The sequence below is a fragment of the Streptomyces sp. NPDC031064 genome (assembly GCF_055570965.1).
The window spans coordinates 16,836-35,011 of record NZ_JBVIGF010000001.1 but is presented as its reverse complement, the minus strand read 5'-3'; the positions used below and the strand labels follow the sequence as shown (position 1 = coordinate 35,011).

At 73.9% G+C, this 18,176-nt stretch carries 15 protein-coding genes; 7 read left to right on the top strand and 8 right to left on the bottom strand.

Translation table 11 applies throughout. The features are described from left to right. Positions 1 to 15: 15 nt before the first annotated feature. Positions 16 to 1,119 carry a type III polyketide synthase gene (locus tag ACZ46W_RS00155; protein ID WP_468328843.1) on the bottom strand — a complete coding sequence of 368 codons (1,104 nt, stop codon included), beginning with the start codon at positions 1,117 to 1,119 and terminating at the stop codon, positions 16 to 18. A 105-nt stretch (positions 1,120 to 1,224) separates the two neighbouring features. On the opposite strand from ACZ46W_RS00155, the gene ACZ46W_RS00150 reads away from it, so the two are divergent. After that, positions 1,225 to 2,100 (top strand): UbiA family prenyltransferase, encoded by an 876-nt coding sequence (locus ACZ46W_RS00150; protein WP_468328840.1) that lies wholly within the window; start codon positions 1,225 to 1,227, stop codon positions 2,098 to 2,100. 6 nt (positions 2,101 to 2,106) lie between these two features. On the opposite strand, the gene ACZ46W_RS00145 is transcribed toward ACZ46W_RS00150, so the two are convergent. Further along, positions 2,107 to 2,604 (bottom strand): CBS domain-containing protein, encoded by a 498-nt coding sequence (locus ACZ46W_RS00145; RefSeq protein ID WP_468328837.1) that lies wholly within the window; start codon positions 2,602 to 2,604, stop codon positions 2,107 to 2,109. 106 nt (positions 2,605 to 2,710) lie between these two features. Continuing rightward, positions 2,711 to 3,115, bottom strand: a complete 405-nt coding sequence (locus ACZ46W_RS00140) for a DUF5997 family protein (RefSeq protein WP_468328834.1) — start codon at positions 3,113 to 3,115, stop codon at positions 2,711 to 2,713. Between the two features lie 70 nt (positions 3,116 to 3,185). On the opposite strand from ACZ46W_RS00140, the gene ACZ46W_RS00135 reads away from it, so the two are divergent. The 3 genes from ACZ46W_RS00135 to ACZ46W_RS00125 all read left to right on the top strand — a co-directional run bounded on the left by ACZ46W_RS00135 (position 3,186) and on the right by ACZ46W_RS00125 (position 6,219). Further along, a complete protein-coding gene (locus ACZ46W_RS00135; protein WP_468328831.1) occupies positions 3,186 to 3,998 on the top strand; it encodes a LysR family substrate-binding domain-containing protein in 813 nt (270 codons plus the stop codon). Between the two features lie 97 nt (positions 3,999 to 4,095). Then, the gene (locus tag ACZ46W_RS00130; protein ID WP_468328829.1) at positions 4,096 to 5,304 is read left to right on the top strand and encodes a T4 RnlA family RNA ligase; all 1,209 of its coding nucleotides are present in this window, start codon (positions 4,096 to 4,098) and stop codon (positions 5,302 to 5,304) included. A gap of 3 nt (positions 5,305 to 5,307) precedes the next feature. Further along, positions 5,308 to 6,219, top strand: a complete 912-nt coding sequence (locus ACZ46W_RS00125; RefSeq protein WP_468328826.1) for a phosphatase domain-containing protein — start codon at positions 5,308 to 5,310, stop codon at positions 6,217 to 6,219. 39 nt (positions 6,220 to 6,258) lie between these two features. Here ACZ46W_RS00125 and ACZ46W_RS00120 read toward each other — a convergent pair whose 3' ends face one another. Beyond that, a complete protein-coding gene (locus ACZ46W_RS00120) occupies positions 6,259 to 6,609 on the bottom strand; it encodes a transglycosylase family protein (protein WP_468328823.1) in 351 nt (116 codons plus the stop codon). 163 nt (positions 6,610 to 6,772) lie between these two features. Beyond that, positions 6,773 to 7,576, bottom strand: coding sequence for an alpha/beta fold hydrolase (locus ACZ46W_RS00115; protein WP_468328820.1), 804 nt, complete (start codon positions 7,574 to 7,576; stop codon positions 6,773 to 6,775). 85 nt (positions 7,577 to 7,661) lie between these two features. On the opposite strand from ACZ46W_RS00115, the gene ACZ46W_RS00110 reads away from it, so the two are divergent. From ACZ46W_RS00110 to ACZ46W_RS00100, 3 genes are all read left to right on the top strand, one after another. Next, positions 7,662 to 8,885: an MFS transporter gene (locus ACZ46W_RS00110; protein WP_468328817.1), complete on the top strand. Its 1,224-nt coding sequence runs from the start codon at positions 7,662 to 7,664 to the stop codon at positions 8,883 to 8,885. A 132-nt stretch (positions 8,886 to 9,017) separates the two neighbouring features. Then, a complete protein-coding gene (locus ACZ46W_RS00105; protein ID WP_468328814.1) occupies positions 9,018 to 11,147 on the top strand; it encodes a SpoIIE family protein phosphatase in 2,130 nt (709 codons plus the stop codon). 2 nt (positions 11,148 to 11,149) lie between these two features. Continuing rightward, on the top strand, positions 11,150 to 13,618 hold the full coding sequence (locus tag ACZ46W_RS00100; RefSeq protein WP_468328811.1) for a SpoIIE family protein phosphatase: 2,469 nt from the start codon (positions 11,150 to 11,152) through the stop codon (positions 13,616 to 13,618). Here the strand turns inward: ACZ46W_RS00100 and ACZ46W_RS00095 are convergent. From ACZ46W_RS00095 to ACZ46W_RS00085, 3 genes are all read right to left on the bottom strand, one after another. Next, on the bottom strand, positions 13,590 to 15,080 hold the full coding sequence (locus ACZ46W_RS00095; protein ID WP_468328808.1) for an urease accessory protein UreH domain-containing protein: 1,491 nt from the start codon (positions 15,078 to 15,080) through the stop codon (positions 13,590 to 13,592). The two genes, ACZ46W_RS00100 and ACZ46W_RS00095, sit on opposite strands and share 29 nt — an antisense overlap. Then, positions 15,077 to 16,456: a tetratricopeptide repeat protein gene (locus tag ACZ46W_RS00090; RefSeq protein WP_468328805.1), complete on the bottom strand. Its 1,380-nt coding sequence runs from the start codon at positions 16,454 to 16,456 to the stop codon at positions 15,077 to 15,079. Before ACZ46W_RS00090 ends, ACZ46W_RS00095 begins: the two co-directional genes overlap by 4 nt. Before the next feature lie 92 nt (positions 16,457 to 16,548). Next, complete coding sequence (locus ACZ46W_RS00085) at positions 16,549 to 18,111, bottom strand: DUF4331 domain-containing protein (RefSeq protein ID WP_468328802.1); 1,563 nt, start codon at positions 18,109 to 18,111, stop codon at positions 16,549 to 16,551. Positions 18,112 to 18,176 lie beyond the last annotated feature (65 nt).

Genomic DNA, 18,176 nt, shown 5'->3' with positions numbered 1-18,176 from the left:
TGTCTCTCCCCGTTCTCACCAGCGCAGCAGGACCAGTTCGGTGCAGAAACCCGGGCCCATCGCGAGCAGCACCCCCGCGGTTCCCGGGGGCGGGGCCGCCGCCAGGGTGTCGCGGAGGACGTGCAGCACGGAGGCCGACGAGAGGTTGCCGATCTCGGCGAGGGACCTCCGGCTGACCGCGAGGGCACCATCCGGCAGGTCGAGCGCCTCCGCGACCGCGTCCAGGACCTTGGGGCCACCGGCGTGGCTCACCCAGGCCGTCACATCGCGGCGGCCCAGGCCGTGGTCGGTGAGGAAGCCGTCGACCTCGGCGGCGAGGTTCTTGCGCACCACTTCGGGAACCGCCGGATCGAGCACCACGCGGAAACCCGAACCGGTGATGTCCCAGCCCAGCAGCCGCTCGGTGTCCGGATACAGCCTGCTGCGGCTGGCCACCACCGTGGGCCCGCCACCGCCACCGCCGTTGTTGTCGCCGTTGCCGTTGCCGTTGCCGCCGTCCGCCCGTGCGCCGCGCCGGGCCCCGCAGGCGACGACGGCCGCGGCACCGTCGCCGAACAGCGCCGTCGCCACGAGCTGGGACGGCGCGGTCTCGGCCCGCTGGAGGGTCAGCGAGCACAGCTCGACGGAGAGCAGCACGGCGACGTCGTCCGGCCGGCCCAGCAGATAGTCGTGCAGCCGGGCGATCCCGGCCGCCCCGGCGGCACACCCCAGGCCGAACACCGGCAGCCGCCTGACATCCGGCCGCAGCCCGAGCCGCCCGACGAGCCGGGCGTCCACGGACGGCGCGGCGATGCCGGTCACCGAGGTGAAGATCAGCAGGTCCACGTCCCGCGGCGACAGCCCCGCCTCGCGCAGCGCCCCGGTGACCGCCTCGGCGCCCAGCTCCACGGCGCCCGCGATGAACGCGTCGTTGGCCGCGCCGAAGCCGTCCAGCTCGCCGTACCGGTCCAGCGGCAGCGCGGTGTGGCGGGCGGCCACCCGCGCGCCCTCGTGCAGCCGGTCGAGCACGCGCCGGTCGGCACCGGCGGGCAGGCAGTGCCGGGCCACCATGTCGGTGATCGCACGCTGGGGGTGCCGGTGCGGCGGCAGGACTCCGTGGACGGCTGCGATCCGGGTCATCAAGGCTCCACGTCGGGGACATCGGTCCCCCATGTGTGCCCTCCCGCCGTGCCGCCGTATCGCCGGTTCGCCCGTTGGGCGCCGTCGGCGCCTACGCTCGGGCCCGTGGACGTCACCGACCGGCCCGCCCTCGCACACCACGGTGCCGCGCGCGGCCTGCTGATGGCCTGTCACCCCGGCCCGGCGGCCGCCGTCACCGTACTGGTGACGGTGCTGGCGGCGGCGGCCGGGCACGACGGGCGCACCTGCCTGCTGGTCGCCGCCGCCGTGCTGGCCGGCCAGCTCTCGGTCGGCTGGAGCAACGACGCGGTCGACGCCGCACGGGACCGGGCAACCGGGCGGTACCGCAAACCGGTGGTGTCCGGGTCCGTCGGGGAGGGCACCGTGTGGGCCGCGGCCGCCGTGGCCCTGGCGCTCGCGGTGCCGTTGTCCCTGGCCCGCGGCCCCCTCGCGGGCGGCGTCCACCTCGCCGCTGTCGCCGCCGCGTGGGCGTACAACCTGGGCGTGAAGGCGACGGTGCTCTCCTGGCTGCCCTACGCGGCCGCCTTCGCCGCCGTGCCCGCCTTCGTGACGCTGAGCCTGCCCGGCAGTCCCTGGCCCGCCTGGTGGGCCGTCGTCGCGGGCGCGCTCGTGGGCGTGGGCGCCCACCTGGGCAACGTCCTGCCGGACATCGGCTCCGACCTGGCCACCGGGGTACACGGCTGGCCGCAGCGCCTCGGCCCGGCCCGGGTACGGCTGCTGCTCCCCCTCCCGCTGGTGGCGGCCACCGTGGTCCTCGCCCTCGCCGGACCGCCACCGGGCGGCCCGGGCGCCGTCGCGCCGGTCGCGGTGGCGGTGGGCGCGGTGGCGGTGGCCGTGGCGACGGCCGTCACGGGCGCCGTCATGGGCCGCCGCCGGGCCGGGCTGCCGTTCGTCGCGGCGATCGTCGTGGCGGGCGTCGACGTGGCCATGCTGGTGTGGCGCGGAGCCACGCTCACCTGAGGGGACTCAGCCCTGCGACCCGGCGTGCGTCCCACCCTGGAGCCCCAGCCGGACCAGGACGTACCTGATCAGGCGGGCGGCGGTCACGGTGCCCAGCAGCCGCACCCGCCCCTCACCCTCGCGTTCGATCACCGCGACCAGGGGACTGTGCGTACGCGCCATGAGCGCCGCGACCTCCATCGGTGTGGCGTCCGGCCCGACGTACGGAGGCGGGAAGAGCCGCCGCGGCACCCACTCGGCGACCGTGAGGCCCTCCAGCCGCTCGGCGATCTCCGAACCCACCCCGTCGTCGACGGAGGAGGCCAGCAGCGGGTCGTCCACCGCGTAGGAGGGGATGAGCTGCCGAAGGAGCTGCGAGCCGGGCACGATGGCGTGCGGCTGACCGTCCGAGTCCAGCACGAGCAGGGCGGGCAAGGAGTTCTCGGCCAGCAGCCGGGCCGCGTCGATGGCGTCGTCGTCGGTCGTGACGTACGGATACGGCTCAGCCAGGTCATGGGCACGCATGGTCGTCCCCCTCACCGCATGGGCGAGACACCTCCACACACCCAACGTAGGCCCGCTGCGCACGCGGCGCCCGTCGGGCCGGGCCCGGAGGGGGACGACCGCGGCGTCAGTGCTGCGGCTTGGGCGCCTGCTGGGCCCGCTCCGCCTTCTTCTCCTTGATCCGTACCACTTCCTTGCGGACCTCGGCCTGGACCGCGCGCTCCCGCACCAGCCACTCGGGGCTCTCCGCCTTCAGCGCCTCGATCTGCTCGGTGGTGAGGGGCTCGGTGACGCCGCCCCGTGCGAGGCCGGAGATGGACACCCCCAGCTTCGCCGCGACCACGGGCCGGGGGTGCGGGCCGTTGCGGCGGAGCTCGCGCAGCCACTCGGGCGGGTCGGCCTGGAGCGCACTCAGCTCGCTGCGCGAGACGACACCCTCCTGGAACTCGGCGGGGGTGGCCTCGAGGTACACACCCAGCTTCTTCGCCGCTGTGGCGGGCTTCATCGTCTGGGCGGTCTGGTGCGACTTCATGCGACAAGGGTATCGAGCGTGCGAGCGACCGCTGACCACGACCGCCGACCACGACCGGTAACCTGGCGGGGTGACAGGCTCCGACGCGTCCCCTTCGTTCCGGCTCGCCTACGTCCCGGGTGTGACGCCGAGCAAGTGGGTGCGGATCTGGAACGAGCGGCTGCCCGACGTCCCGCTGACCCTCGTCCCGCTGTCCGCCGCCGAAGCGCCCGGCGTGCTGCGGGACCGCGGCGCCGACGCGGGTCTCGTACGGTTGCCGATGGACCGCACGGACCTCAGCGCGATCCCCCTCTACACCGAGACGACGGTGGTCGTGGTCCCCAAGGACCACATCGTGGCGGCTGTCGAGGAGGTGTCCGCCGGGGAGCTCGCCGACGAGATCGTGCTGCACCCCCTCGACGACACCCTCGACTGGGAGCGCCCGCCGGGGCTGCCCGCGAAGGAGCGCCCCGCCACGACGGCGGACGCGATCGAACTGGTGGCGGCCGGCATCGGGCTGCTCGTCGTCCCGCAGTCCCTCGCCCGCCTGCACCACCGCAAGGACCTCACCTACCGGCCGCTGTCGGACGTCCCCCAGTCGCGCGTCGCGCTGTCGTGGCCGGAGGAGGAGACGACCGACCTGGTGGAGCAGTTCATCGGCATCGTCCGCGGGCGGACCGTCAACAGCACCCGCGGCCGCCCCCAGCCCGCCGCCCAGTCCAAGGCCAAGCGACCCGACAAGGACGGCGCCGCCCAGCCCAGGGCCAAGCGACCGGACAAGGACGGCGCCGGCCGGCGCAAGCCCGCCGCCGGCAAGCCGGCCGGCCAGGGCTCCCGCGGCGGCTCCGGCGCCCCCAAGGGCGGCAGGAGCGGCAAGCGCGGCAAGCCCCGCCGCCGCTCGTAGCCCGGTGGCGGGGCCGGCTTCGCCGGGCTAATTCGCTGTCGTCCCGGGCCTCCCAGAGGTGAGAATGCGGCATCTCGAACGGGAGGGACCCACAGCCATGAGCCAGGCCTACCTGACTCTCCATCAGCTTCTGCCGCCCGGTGAACTGGCCACGGCACTCGACGCCGGTCACGTCACGCGCAAGGCACACCCCGAACTGCCGCTGTCCATCTACACGTACACCCGGGTGTGCCAGTACGAGGGCAACTGGAACCGCGTCACCATGCGCTGCCGCGGCCTGGTCGCCGACGACGTCACCGGCGAGATCGTCGCGCTGCCCCTCCCGAAGTTCTTCAACGTCGGTGAACACCAGTCGGGCCGGCCGTACGCGCCCGCCCTGCCGGACGAGCCTTTCGAGGTGTACGACAAGGTCGACGGCAGCCTCGCCGTCGTCTTCCACTACGCGGGCCGGTGGCGGGTCGCGTCCAAGGGCTCGTTCATCAGCACGCAGGCCACCTGGGCGCAGCGCCGGCTCGACGGCAAGGACACCTCGGCCCTCACCCCGGGCGTGACCTACCTCGCCGAGATCCTGTACCCGCAGAACCGTATCGTCGTCGACTACGGCGACCGCCGGGACCTGGTGCTGCTGGCCGCCTTCGCCAAGGACGGCACGGAGATACCCCTCGCCGAGGCCGCGCCCGCCTGGCGGCCGGTCGGCTCGGTCGTCACGCTCCACCCGCCCATGCCGCTCGCCGAGCTGCTGGCGCTGACGGAGGCCGGCACCCTGCCCGGTGGCCGGACCGCCACCGGGACGGACGCGGAGGGCTTCGTCCTGCGCTTCGCCTCCGGTGTGCGGGCGAAGGCCAAACTGGCGGAGTACGTACGCCTCCACAAGGTCCTGACCGGCGTCACCGAGCGGGACATCTGGCGCGGCCACGGCATCCAGCGCTTCGCGCACCTGCCCGCCAAACAGGTGGCCCAGGTGCTCGGCTGCTCGGCGGCGGACATCGCCGCGTCGGGCGGCCGGCCGCTGGACGCCCTGCTGGAGCAGGTGCCGGACGAGTTCGACGCCTGGGTGCGCGAGGTGATCGCGCGGATCGAGAAGGACGTGGCGGACCGGGAGCGGGCCATCGACGAGGCGTACCGGACGCTCGCCCCGCTCGCCGGCGACCGGGCCGCCTTCGCCCGCGCCGCGAAGGCCCTGCCCGACCCCGCCGTCCGCCCCGCCATGTTCCTGCGCCTGGACGGGCGCCCCACGGAACTCGCCACCTACCGTTCCGTACGCCCGGAGGCGTCGGACCCGTTCAAGAACGACGAGGAGAACTGACCCGTGCCCGTGGTACACGTGATGACGGGCCTGCCCGCATCGGGCAAGACGACCGAGGCGCGCAGGCTCCAGGCGGAGTCCGGCGGCCGGATGCGCCGGGTCAACCTCGACGACCTGCGCACCATGCTGGACATCCCCACGGGGGAGCGGAACTCCCGCGCCCACGAGCAGACCGTGCTCGCGATCCAGGACGCGGCGGTCCGGGCGGCCGTCGACGACGGCTTCGACGTCGTCGTCGACAACACCCACCTCACCCCGCACATCCCCAAGCGGATCAAGGCCGCCGTCGCCGGCGAGGCGACCTTCGTCGTGCACGACTTCACGGGCGTCGCGGTGGAGGAGTGCATACGGCGCGACGGGGCGCGGGAGCGGCCCGTCGGGGAGGAGATCATCCGGCTGCTCGCCGACAAGCACACCAAGGCCCGCAAGGGCGGGTGGCGGCTCACCGACGAGTGGTTCAACGACCAGCCGCCCGTGGCGCCGTACGTCGCGGACCCGGCGCTGCCCTCGGCGGTGCTGTGCGACATCGACGGCACCCTCGCGCTGCGGGGGGACCGGGGTCCGTACGACTTCACCCGCTGCGACGAGGACCTGCTCAACGTCTCGGTGCGCCAGGCCCTGCACTCCTTCCGGCGCGCGGACGGCGACGTCGTCGTGCTGCTCTCCGGGCGGGGCGAGGAGCACCGCGAGAAGACGGAGGAGTGGCTCCGGCGGCACGAGGTGCCCTACGACGAGCTGTGGATGCGGGCGGCCGGTGACCACCGGCGCGACGACGTGGTGAAGGCCGAGCTGTTCGACCGGCACGTCCGCGACCGTTTCGCGGTACGGGTCTCGCTGGACGACCGTGACCGTGTCGTCGCCGTGTGGCGCCGCATGGGCCTGCCCACGTGGCAGGTCAACTACGGCAACTTCTGAGCGGCCGCGCCCGGGCGGCCGCGCCCGGGCGGAGGCGGCCTAGCGGCGCCGGGCGCACGTCCAGGCGCCCATGCCCTGGATCGCCGCGAGTTTCCTGGCCGTGGCGATCTGCTCCGCCTTCGTCGCCAGATCGGCACGCGGCGCGTACTTGCGGCCGCCCGCCGCGATCCAGCTCGACTGTTTGAACTGGAGCCCGCCGTAATGGCCGTTGCCGGTGTTGGCGTCCCAGTCGCCGCCCGACTCGCACTTGGCGATGGCGTCCCAGTCCACGCGCTCGCCCGGGCGGGGAGCGGCGGCCTGGGCGCCCGGGGCGAGGAGGATCAGGAAGGCCGACGCGCACAGGGCCGTCGTGGTGAGTGCGCCGGTGGTACGAGGATGGTGACTGGGCATCAGGTCGTCTCCGCTCGGTTCCGCCGCCCCCTGACCGTGGGCGGCTGAGTGTCTACGACCGTAGGGGCGGGCGCCACTCGCGGCACGCGGTGCTGGGCCCATCGGGTGGCGAACGGGCAAGTGGTCCTGTCCGAGGCGCGGCTGATGTGCCGTCAGGGCGCGATCACGGCCGGGGCCGGGACAGGTACTCCGCGATGCGCTCGCCCCAGGTGCGGACGTCGGCTCGGGTCCGGGACACGTGGAGGTCCGCGTGGAGCAGCCGGGCCGCGGTCTCGGCGGTCGACAGGGGGTGGCCGGGGTCGTCCGCCCAGGCCAGGACCAGGCACGGCAGGCGCAGCCGGGCGAGCGCCGTCGGCGGAGGCAGGTCCGACCGGGCCAGGCCCCGCAGTACGGACGGCAGCACCCGCGCGGCGGGGGTCGGCGGTACGTCGGGGACGTCGGCCACGACCGGGGGGCGGGCCCGGCGCGCCCGGGCGGCGAGCCAGGCGTCCACCCCGTCCCGTTCGACCGTGCCGGCGGCCTCCCGGTTGGCGCGCGCGTACGCCTCCCGCGTCGCCCAGGCGGTGGGCGGGATGAGGAGGACCAGCCCGGAGAACCGCTCCGGCGCCCGCACGGCGGCGTGCAGCACCGTCGCGCACCCCATGGACGCGCCCATGGCGTGGGCCGGCCCGCCGGGGGCCAGATGGCCGAGCAGGGCCAGCAGGTCACCCGCGAGGGAGGGATAGGTGTAGTCACCGTCCACCGGCTCGCCCGTGGACCGGCCGTGCCCGCGGGCGTCGTAACGGACCAGGCGCCGCCCCGCGGCCACGACCGGGGCCCAGTCGAACAGGCCCATCCGGTCCTCGGCGGCCCGGCCGGCGAAGCCGCCGTGCGCGTACACGGCGAGCGGGCCCTCGCCGACGTCCTCGTAGGACAGCGCGGCCCCACGGTGCCGGAAGGTGCCTTCCCTGACGGTGTGCTCTCCCACGGCGCATCCTCCGTGTCCATTGTTGGACGCTTTGGGCATGCCGGCTTACGGGGAAGGACCGGTTCGCTTCCCTAGTGTGATCGTCATGACCCGCACATCCCCCCAGCCCGGGCACGGCGGCACCCACTCGGCAAGGCGCCCCCGCTACGCGGCCGCGGCCGCGGTCTTCGCCATCGGCATGGCCGGTACGACACTCCCCACCCCGCTGTACGGGCTGTACCGCCAGGAGCTGGGCTTCTCCGAGCTGATGGTGACGGTCGTGTTCGCCACCTACGCCGTCGGCGTGATCCTGACCCTGCTGCTGGTGGGCAACTACTCCGACGTGGCCGGACGGCGCCCCGTCCTGCTGTACGCGCTCGGCCTCGCGGCGGCGAGCGCGGTGTGCTTCCTGCTCGAAGGGGGACTGCCCGCCCTGTTCGCCGGGCGGGTGCTGTCGGGCTTCTCGGCCGGGCTGCTGAGCGGCGCGGGAACGGTCACCGTGCTGGAGCTGGCCGCGCCGGAGCACAAGTCCCGCGCGGGCTTCGCCGCGACGGCCGCGAACATGGGCGGCCTGGGCTGCGGCCCCCTGCTGTCCGGGCTGCTCGCCGAGTACGCCCCGCACCCGCTGTCCCTGCCGTTCCTGGCCCACCTCGCGCTGGTGGCCGTGGCCTGCGTCATCGTCCTGCTGCTGCCGGAGCCGGTCGACGGGGCGCGGCTGCGGGCCCGGCCGAGGCCGCAGGGGCTGTACGTGCCGTCGCGGATGCGCGGGGTCTTCGCTCCGGCATCGCTCGCCGCCTTCGCCGGGTTCTCACTGCTCGGCCTGTTCACCTCGGTCGCGCCGAGCTTCGTCGCCCAGACGCTCGGGATCACCAATCTGGCCCTGTCCGGGCTCGTGGTGTTCTCCGTGTTCCTCGCCTCGACCGTGGGGCAGTCGCTGACCGGCCGGGTGGCGGCCGGGGCCGCCCTGCCGCTCGGGTGCCTGGTGCTGGTGGTGGGGCTCCTCCTGGTCGGCGCGTCGCTGTGGGCCAAGCTCCTGCCGCTGATGGTGGCCGGCGCGGTCTGCGGCGGACTCGGCCAGGGCCTCGCGTTCCGTGCCGCGCTGACCGCCGTGGGGGAGGCGGCGCCTGCCGCGCACCGGGCCGCCACCGTCTCCTCGTTCTTCGTCGTCGCCTACGCGGGCATCTCGCTGCCCGTCGTCGGCGTGGGGGCGCTGACGATGTGGCTCGGCCTGCAACGCGCCGGGCTGACCTTCACCGCCTGTGTGACCCTCCTCGTCGCCGCCATCGCGCTCCACCTGGTACGGAGGCCCGCCACCACGCGCGGTCGCTGATGCCTCGGATAGGATGATTTACCAGCATTTGAGCGCAATCGCTGGACGCAATCGCTGGACGCGATCGCAGGACGTAATCGCAGGAGAGGCTGGCGAGCAGCAGCGGCACGCCCCCGTGGTGAGGTCATCGCCTTGGACACGCACGAGTCGACCAGTGGCGCACCGGATCAGCCCCTGACCGCGGTGGGGTACGCGGGAGTGCTCCGCGACCTGCTCCCCATCGCGCTGTGGCGGGCCGACGCCGACGGCCACATCGTCGAGTGGTCGCTCGCCGCCCAGGACCTCGTGGGCTGGTCGCCGGAGGAGATCGTCGGCCGGCACGCGAAGCCGATGCTGGTCCCCGAACCCAACTGGGAGCTGGCCGAGCGGCTGGCCGCCAGGGTCCTGGCGGGCGAGGCCGTCGTCGCGACCCTCCCGGTGCGGCACCGCGACGGGCACCTCGTACAGATGGAGATGTGGATCTGTCCGGCCGCCGACCGGCAGGGACGGACCGGCATCCTCGCCATCGCCGTGGAGACCTCCGCCGTTCTGCGCATGCGCGATTCGCTCGCCGCCCTCGAAGGGCTGTTCACCCAGTCCCCGATCGGCCTCGCCCTGCTCGGCCCCGACCTCCGCTTCGTCCGGGTCAACGAGGCGCTGGCCCGGATGAACGGCGTCCCCGCCCGCGACCACCTCGGCAAACGGCTCACCGAGATCGCGCCGGGAATCAACGCCGCGGCGCTGGAGACGGTGATGCGCCGGGTCCTGGACAGCGGCGAGGCGGTCGTCGACGTACGCCGCACCGGCCACACCCCGGCCGACCCCGGCCACGAACGGACCTGGTCCTGCTCGTACGCGCCGCTGCTCGACACCACCGGCCGGCGCCTCGGCGTGGTCGCCTCCCTGATCGACATCACCGACGGACAGCAGGCACAGGTCGAGGCCGAGCGGGCACGCCGCCGCTTCGCCCTGCTGGCCGAGGCCGGCACACGCATCGGCACCACCCTGGACCTGCACCGGACCGCCGAAGAGGTGGTCCACGTCTTCGTGCCCGGGCTGGCCGACTCCGCCGACGTACACATCCGCGAAGAGGTGCTGGACCCCGACGAGGCCACCGTCTCCACCCACGGGGTGGTACGCCGCGTCGCGATGGCCTTCACCGATCCGGCCGCCCCCGCCGAGAAACTGGCCGTCGGGCTCACCTACCGGCTGCCCCACGGATCCGTCTATGAGCGGGTCATCGCCGACGGGCAGCCCATGAACCTCTACCGGACCGACATCCCCGCCCTGATCAGCGACCCGCGCGCCGATCAGCTCCGCACCTACCTCGGCACCCGGCTCGGCTCCGCCCGGCTGGTCCCGCTGGTCGCCCGGGGCAAGGTGCTCGGCGCCGTGATCGTGACACGCACCGTCGACCGCGAGCCGTTCGACGAGCAGGACTGCGTGCTCATCGACGAACTGGTCGCCCGGGCCGCGCTCAACATCGACAACGCGCTCATGTACACCGGCCAGCGGGAGGCCGCCCTCACCCTCCAGCGCAGCCTCACCGACAACGCCCTGCCGGACGTGACCGGCCTGGAACTCACCGGCCGCTACCTGCCCACCAGCGACCACGAGGTCGGCGGCGACTGGTTCGACGCCATCGCCCTCCCGCGCGGCAGGACCGGGCTCGTCATCGGGGACGTCATGGGCCACGGCATCCACGCCGCGGCCGTCATGGGACAGCTCCGCACGGCGGTGCGCACCCTGGCGCGCCACGACATCCCCCCGGCCCGGATGCTGCTCTCCCTGGACGCCGCCGTCGCCGACCTCGGCGAGAACGAGATGGCCACCTGCGTCTACGCCATCCACGACCCCGCCACCGGGGACTGCCTGATCGCCCGGGCCGGCCACCCGCCCCCGGCCGTCGCCGACGCCCGGGGGACGATCGCGTTCCTCGACGGTCCCCCCGGTACGCCGCTGGGCACCGGCGTACGGGACTTCCGCACCGAGCACGTGCCGCTGGGGCCCGGCAGCCTCCTCGTGCTCTACACCGACGGCCTCATCGAGGCCCGCGACCGGGACCTCGACCAGGGCATGGACCAGCTCGCCCGCTCGCTGCTCCACCTCGACCGCCCGCTGGACGACATCTGCGACCGCATCCTCGGCCGCATGCTCCCCGCGGCGGCGCAGGACGACGTGGCCGTCCTCCTCGCCAGAGCCCTGCGCCCGACCGGCTCCACGGCGAGCCACGCCGACCGCCACCACCTGCACATACCAGCACGTAAGGTGCAAGAGTGGTAACGATGGACACACCGGTGACAACGTTCAGCGAGGGTCCCGAAGACCCGTTCGCCGTGCGGCGCTCCGCCTCGGCCGTGCTGGACGACCGTGGCACGGTCGTCGGTTGGAGCGAACGGGCCGAAGCCCTGCTCGGCTACCCGGCCCAGGAGGCGCTGGGACGACCGGCGGTCGGGTTCCTGGTCGACCCGGGCGACCGGAACGTCGTCATGGACGCCGTGGCCGCGTGCGTACGCGACGGCCTCGGCTGGTTCGGCGTCGTACCCGTCCGCCACCGCGACGGCCGGCGCGTCGAGGTGGGGTGCCGGGCGCGCCCGATCGTCAGAAACGGCGCCGGCCGCGAATGGTTCCTGGTCGGCGCGCCCGCCGAGGAAGTGATCCAGTGGGAGACGGACCGGTCGGTCCTGGACGGGCTGTTCAGCCGCTCGCCGATCGGCCTGTCCGTCCACGCCCCCGACCTGACCATCCTTCGGGTGAACCGGGCGATCGCCCGGTTCAGCCAACTCCCGGTCGAACAGCACCGGGGCATGCGCACCAGCGACTTCGTGATCCAGCGGGACACCGACACCGTCGAGCGGCAGCTCCGGGAGGTCCTGGAGACCGGCCGGTCGTCCATCTTCACCGAACAGCCCTGCGTGCTGCGCAGCGACCCCGGCCGCGAGCTGGTCGTCTCCGTGTCCGCGTTCCGCATGCAGGACCCCTCCGGCCGCATCCTCGGCGTGACCCAGACCGTCGAGGACGTCACCGACCGGTACCGGGCCCGCCGCCGGCTCGCCCTGCTCAACGAGGCCAGCGCCCGCATCGGCACCACCCTGGACATCACCGAGACGGCACGGGAACTGGCCCGGGCCGCCGTACCGGACCTCGCCGACCGCGTCTCGGTGGACCTGCTGGAACCGGTCACCCGCGGCGAGGAGCCCCGCCAGGACATGGTGGGACCCCTGCTCCGCACGGCCGTCCTCAGCGTGCCGCCGGACGCGGCCGGGCTGATGCGCCCGGAGGGCAGCACCATCCACGTCCCACCGGGCACCGTCCAGGCCCGCTGCCTCGCCGAACGCAAACCGATCCTCGAAGCGCGGCCGGCCGACCCGGCCGCCTGGCTCTCCATGGAGCCCGAGCGGGCCCGGCACGCCCTCGGCACGGGCCTCCACTCCCTCCTGGTCGTCCCGTTGGTCGCGCGCGGCCTCGTCCTCGGCCTGCTGAGCCTGTGGCGGTCCCAGCGGGCCGAACCGTTCGAGGACGACGACGTCACGCTCGCCGAGGAGTTCGCCTCCCGCGCCGCCGTCTGTGTCGACAACGCGCGCCGCTACACCCAGCAGCACGAGGCGGCGCTCACCCTCCAGCGCAGCCTGCTCCCGCACACGGTGCCCCGGCACCCGGCGGTCGACGCCGCCCACCTCTACCTGCCGGCCGACGCCACCGCCGGAGTGGGCGGCGACTGGTTCGACGTCATCCCGCTCTCCGGGCTCCGGGTCGCCCTCGTCGTCGGCGACGTGGTGGGCCACGGCATCCACGCCGCGGCCACCATGGGCCGGCTGCGCACCGCCGTCCACACCCTCGCCAACCTCGACCTCACCCCCGACGAGGTGCTCTCCCACCTCGACGACCTCGTCGACCGGCTGGCCGCCGAACAGGAACCGGCCGACGACCTCTCCCGCCAAGTCGTCGGCGCCACCTGCCTGTACGCGGTGTACGACCCGGTCTCCCGGCACTGCGCCCTCGCCCGCGCCGGCCACCCACCACCGGCGATGGTCGCCCCCGACGGGCAGGTGCGCCTGCTCGACCTCCCCGCCGGCCCGCCGCTGGGCCTGGGCGGGCTGCCGTACGAGTCCGCCGAACTGCACCTGGACGAAGGCACCCTGCTGGCCCTCTACACCGACGGCCTCGTCCAGGCGGGCGAACGCCATGCCGGCGAGCGGGACGTCGACGAGCGGGTCGCCGACCTGTGCGCGGCCCTGAAGACGCCCGCCCGCACCCTGGAGGAGACCTGTGGGGCGGTGCGCGACGCCCTGCTGCACGACCACCCCACCGACGACGTCGCCCTCCTCGTCGCCCGCACCCGGGTCCTCGCGGAGGAGAAGGTGGCCACCTGGGAACTCCCCGTGGAGGCCACCGCCGCCGCGCGCGCCCGTACCCTGACGGCGGAGCAACTCACCGAGTGGGGGCTGGAGGAACTGCTCTTCACCACCGAACTGATCGTCAGCGAGCTGATCACCAACGCCTACCGCTACGGCGGCGGGCCGATCACCCTGCGGCTCATCCGTGACCGCCACCTCATCTGCGAGGTGTCCGACACCAGCAGCACCTCGCCGCACCTGCGCCGTGCCCGCAGCACCGACGAGGGCGGGCGCGGACTGTTCCTGGTCGCCCAGCTCACCGAGCGGTGGGGGACCCGCTACACCCGGGACGGCAAGACCATCTGGACCGAACAGGCGCTGCCCACCGTCACACCAGGGCGGTCGCGGCCCCTCTGACCACCAGACCGCACCCGAGCGCCAGGACGACGGCGGCCGTGGTGAGCGGCGCCATCCGGTGTGCGAGTGCCACGACCCGCCCCCGCGGCCGGCGCACCAGCCTGCGCCGCGTGGTCTCCCGCAACCGCACCACCGCGAACCCTGCCCCCGCCAGCGTGAGCGCCACCCCGGCCCCGTACGCCAGGACCAGCAGGAAGCCGAACCACGCCTGGCCGAGGGCGGCCGCCCCGATCAGCACGACGACGGCGGACGGACTGGGCACCAGCCCGCCGGCCAGCCCGAGGAGGATCACACCGCGCAGGCCGGGAGCGGGAGGCAGGTGGGAGTGCGAGTGGCCGTGCGCGTGCGTGTGGTTGTGGTCGTGTGCGTGCGTGTGACTGTGGTGGCCGTGGGCGTGATGGCGTCGGCGCCACGCCCGGCGCAGCAGCAGCGCGCCCGCCACCGCGACCAACGTGCCGCTCGCGATCCCCAGCCAGGACACCACCGAGGGCGCCGCCGCCGAGCCCGCCGTGATCAGGGCCCCGAGGACGAAGACACCCAGGGTGTGGGTGAGCGTCACCGACGAGGCGAGGGCCAGCATGTCGCGCCGTGAGCTCCGCCCTCCGGCCGCCGCGGCAGCGGCCATCATGGTCTTGCCGTGCCCCGGGGCCAACGCGTGCATGGCGCCCAGCAGCAGGGACGCGCCGAGCGCGAGTACGGCGAAGCCCGCCGTCAGTTCGTGCCGGGCCACCAGCCCGGTCAGGGCCTGCGCCCAGCGGTCCGCGCCGCGCGGCAGCACGCCCGTCGCCGGTGCGGGCGCCGCTCCCTCCTCGCCCCCGGCCAGCGCCGGCCCGCCGGGACGGACGGTGAACGCGGCCGACCGCGAGTCGGGCGGTGACGAGAGCAGATCGTCCGGATAGGCGGTCAGCCGCCCGGAGACCGAGTCGCCCGGCACACCGGCCTCCGAGAGCGTCATGCGGTCGCCACGTGCGGTGATCTCCCGCCACCCCGGGCCGCTCGCCACGGCCGCCGGTTCATAACGCAGGCGTGTGCCCTCCTCGCGCGGCAGCGGAGCCGTCAACGCACAGGTCACGCGCAGTGTCGGCAGCCCTGCCTGTCCAGGACGCACCTCCGCCTTCGCTCCCGCGGCGGCCAGTGGACGTGCGTCACCGCCCCCGACCGCCAGTCGCGCGCCCCTCGCCGCCGTGTCACACCGCGTCCGGCCCCACGCCGACAGCTCGGCGGGCGCCAGCCGGTCGTCCCCGTCGGCGTCGATACGCTTGCGTTCCTGCGAGGCGGGGATCTCCGCCAGGTCCTCCACATGATCCACCGTCAGCCTGCCGGGAGCGACGACGAGACCGTCGTACTGGCTGACGGTGAAGTTGCCCAGCGGGTGGGCGTGGGCCGTCTGGGCCGGAAGCAGAGCCAGGGCCGCTCCCGTCACCAGTGTGGCGAGGGCACCCGCGGCGGTGCGGCGGCTCATGACTCCCCCTCAAGCCCGGACAGGGCGGCCTTCGCCGCACGGGCGCCGGTGGGCGAGAAGCCCGGGTTCAGGTCGAGCGCGGCGCGCAGGTCGCGGCGCGCGGCCGCGTCGTCGCCGAGGGCGCGTTCGATCATGCCCCGGTGGAAGAGGAAGGAGGCGTTGCGGTAGCCGGGGGACAGGGCGGCGGCCTTCCGGGCGTACGTCAGGGCCTCCGCGTCCTTGCCGTTGGCGTGCAGTGCCCAGGCGAGCGCGTCCGCCGTGTGGACGCTCCGGCGGCGGGCCCACTCGGCACGCGCCGCCGTCAGCGCCCCGGCGGCGTCGCCGTGGTCGGCCTCGACGAGCGCGGACTCCAGGTCGGTGGCGACGCCGTTGGCGCGGGCCAGCCGGGTCCAGGCCCGGACGAGTGCGTACTGCTCCTCGGCCTGCTCACGCCGGCCGAGCGTCTCGTACAGCTCCCCGAGGGCGGCGAGCTGCCCCGGCAGCGGGTGGCGACGCACCACTTCCTCCAGATCGCTCACCGCGCGTGTGTCGTCACCGCGTGCGGCATGGGCGCGCCCTCGCCCCTCCAGGGCCGGCAGGTGACCGGGTTCGGCGCGCAGCGCGGTCGTGTAGTGCTTCAGGGACTCGTCGAAATCGCCCTGGGACGAGGCCAGTTGGCCGAGCAGAGTGGCGACGTGGGCGACATCGGCGGGGGTGAACGCGGAGTCCAGCGCGCGCAGCAGCACCTGGCGCGCTCCGCGCACGTCACCGCGCAGCTCCAAGACGTACGCGTACCGGGTGAAGACCGGGATGCCGGGGCGCCGCCGGTCGGCGAGCTCCACCGCCCGCGAGGCCTCGTCGTAGCGACCGAGTTCGACGAGGGCGTCGACCCGGGTGGCAAGGGCCCGCTCGCCGTACGGGTTCACCCGCAGCGCCCGGTCCGACAGGCTCAGTGCCGTGGCGAAGTCGTGGCGTGCGGCGGCCAGGGCAGCCTGTCCGGCGAGCGCCGCGTCGTTCCCGCTCGCGGGACGCAGCTCCAGCGAACGCCGGAACGCCTTGTCCGCCTGCGGGTACCGCGTCGGATCACCGGTGGTCCGCGCCTGCTCGACGTACGCCGCGCCCAGTGTCGCCCACCCGGAGGCGTCCCGGGGCTGCGCCTTGAGGTGCCGCTGCAAGGCGGAGACGCCCCGGGCGAGGTCCCCGGCCGCCAGTCGCTCGACGGGCACGCCCGCCGCGAGCGCGGGCACGGCCCGCCGCTGGGCGCGGCCCGCGTCGCCGTCGGTCCCGGACGCCACCGAGCCGGCGGTGAGCCCGAGCGCCACCGCGACGACCGCGGCGATCCGCCACCACCCAGGCCGCCCGTCCCATCGGGCGAACTGCGGCTTCCGTACGAGCATGCGTTGTGCCTTCCTCGGTCTTCGGCTTCTGGATGGGGAGGCCCGGCAGCGCCGTGGGGGAAGGGGGACGCCGCCGGGCCGTCATGGGGGTGTCAGCCGAGCCAGGAGCGGCGTTCGGGCTGACGGCGGCCGCGTGACCACATCGCCCTGCCGAGGCCGACGAGCAGCACGCACGCGGCGCCCGAGGCGGCCGAGACCAACATCACCGTGTTGTCGTCCCACGACGAGGTGAGCGAGGACACGCCACCCGTCAGCCCGGTGGCGTCGGCCTTGGTGGACACCTCCGCCGCCTTGGTGTCGGAACCGGCGGCGGGCAGGGCCACGTACGGGAAGGTGCGGCCGAACTCCTTGTCGTTGGCATTGACGGCATCGCCCAAGTCGTTCTTGGCGCCCACGAGTTCGCCCTCGACGACCTGGAGGGCGATGTCGAGTACGTCGTCCGTCAGCCGACGCCCGTTGGGGAAGCCCGCGTTGTCGCCGTCCAGCACACCCAGCCGCTTCGGCTCGGCCACCGGCTTGATGGAGGTGTTCAGGCGCAGCATCTCCGACGGCTTGCCGCCCGGCTGCTGGTTGAGGTCCTTGACCCCGGTCAGGAACACCGACACCAGGTCGTTGCGCGGCTCCGCCGGGGCCTTGATCTTGTAGATGCCCTCGATGAGCTTCGGCAGCTCCGGCTCGGTGACGTTCTTCAGGAAGTCCCCGTCGTTCTCCGGCGACGAGGCGTTGAACCTGTCCTTGTCCTTCACGGGGTTGACCACCTCGTTGACCAGCGGCATGCCGAGCCGGGACACCCGCGTCCAGTCGCCGCGCGCGTTCTTGCGCTCGGTGGTCGCGTAGACGCCGATCACCGGCTGTTCCGCCGACTCCCGGAGGTAGGAGCTGGGCACCTGGAGGGCGATCGTGTTGACGTTGTAGCCCTTCAGCGTGTCGTTGCCGACCTCCGACAGATCGCCGCCGTAGAGCAGGTCGAAGACCCGCAGGTCGAGGAAGAACGGGTCGTCGGCCTGGCCCGCGAACGCCTTGAGTCCGCCGGGGACCTTGCGTACCGCCTGGTCGCGGAGCTTCTGGTAGTCGGGCATCGACGCCTTGCCGACGTTCGACGGTGCGACCGGCAGGCCCTTCGCCAGCTCGTGGCGCGCGGCCGGCTTCCCGTGCTTCAGCCGCAGCAGTTCGATGTCGTACGTCTGCGTGAAGTTGAGGTCCGGGTCGTCCAGGCTCTCCACCGCGCCGGTGTTGTAGAGGAAGGTGTTCTCGTTCTTGCGGTGGTCCTTGAACGTGAACCGGTACAGCAGGTCGTCCTGGGCGTCACCGTCGCTGTCGATGTGGATGTCGTAGCGCGCGTCCTCGGCGAACGTGTAGAAGTTGGGTCCGCCCGCCGGCTCCTGGAACGGCAGCCAGTTCGCCACCAGTGTCGTCGAGTCGGGATGGTCGGGGCTGACGAACGCGTACACGTCCGTGGTGTCGAACTGCGGCTGCCCGGATATCAGGGGCGCCTCCCTATGGCTCGAAGCGGTCGCCGTCCCGGGCTGGAGCACTCCGGCGCCGGCGGCCGCGAGCCCCCCGGCGGCCAGCGCGGCACAGGTGAGCAGAGCCACGCTCCGGGTCCGGCTCCGTCGCCCTGTCCGTCCGCTGCTGGTGGTTGAGGTTGCGGTCATCTCGTCCGTCCTTCATCAGTCTCGCGCCCGTTCCGGCCTGCTTGCTGGACCAGTACGTGCGCCGC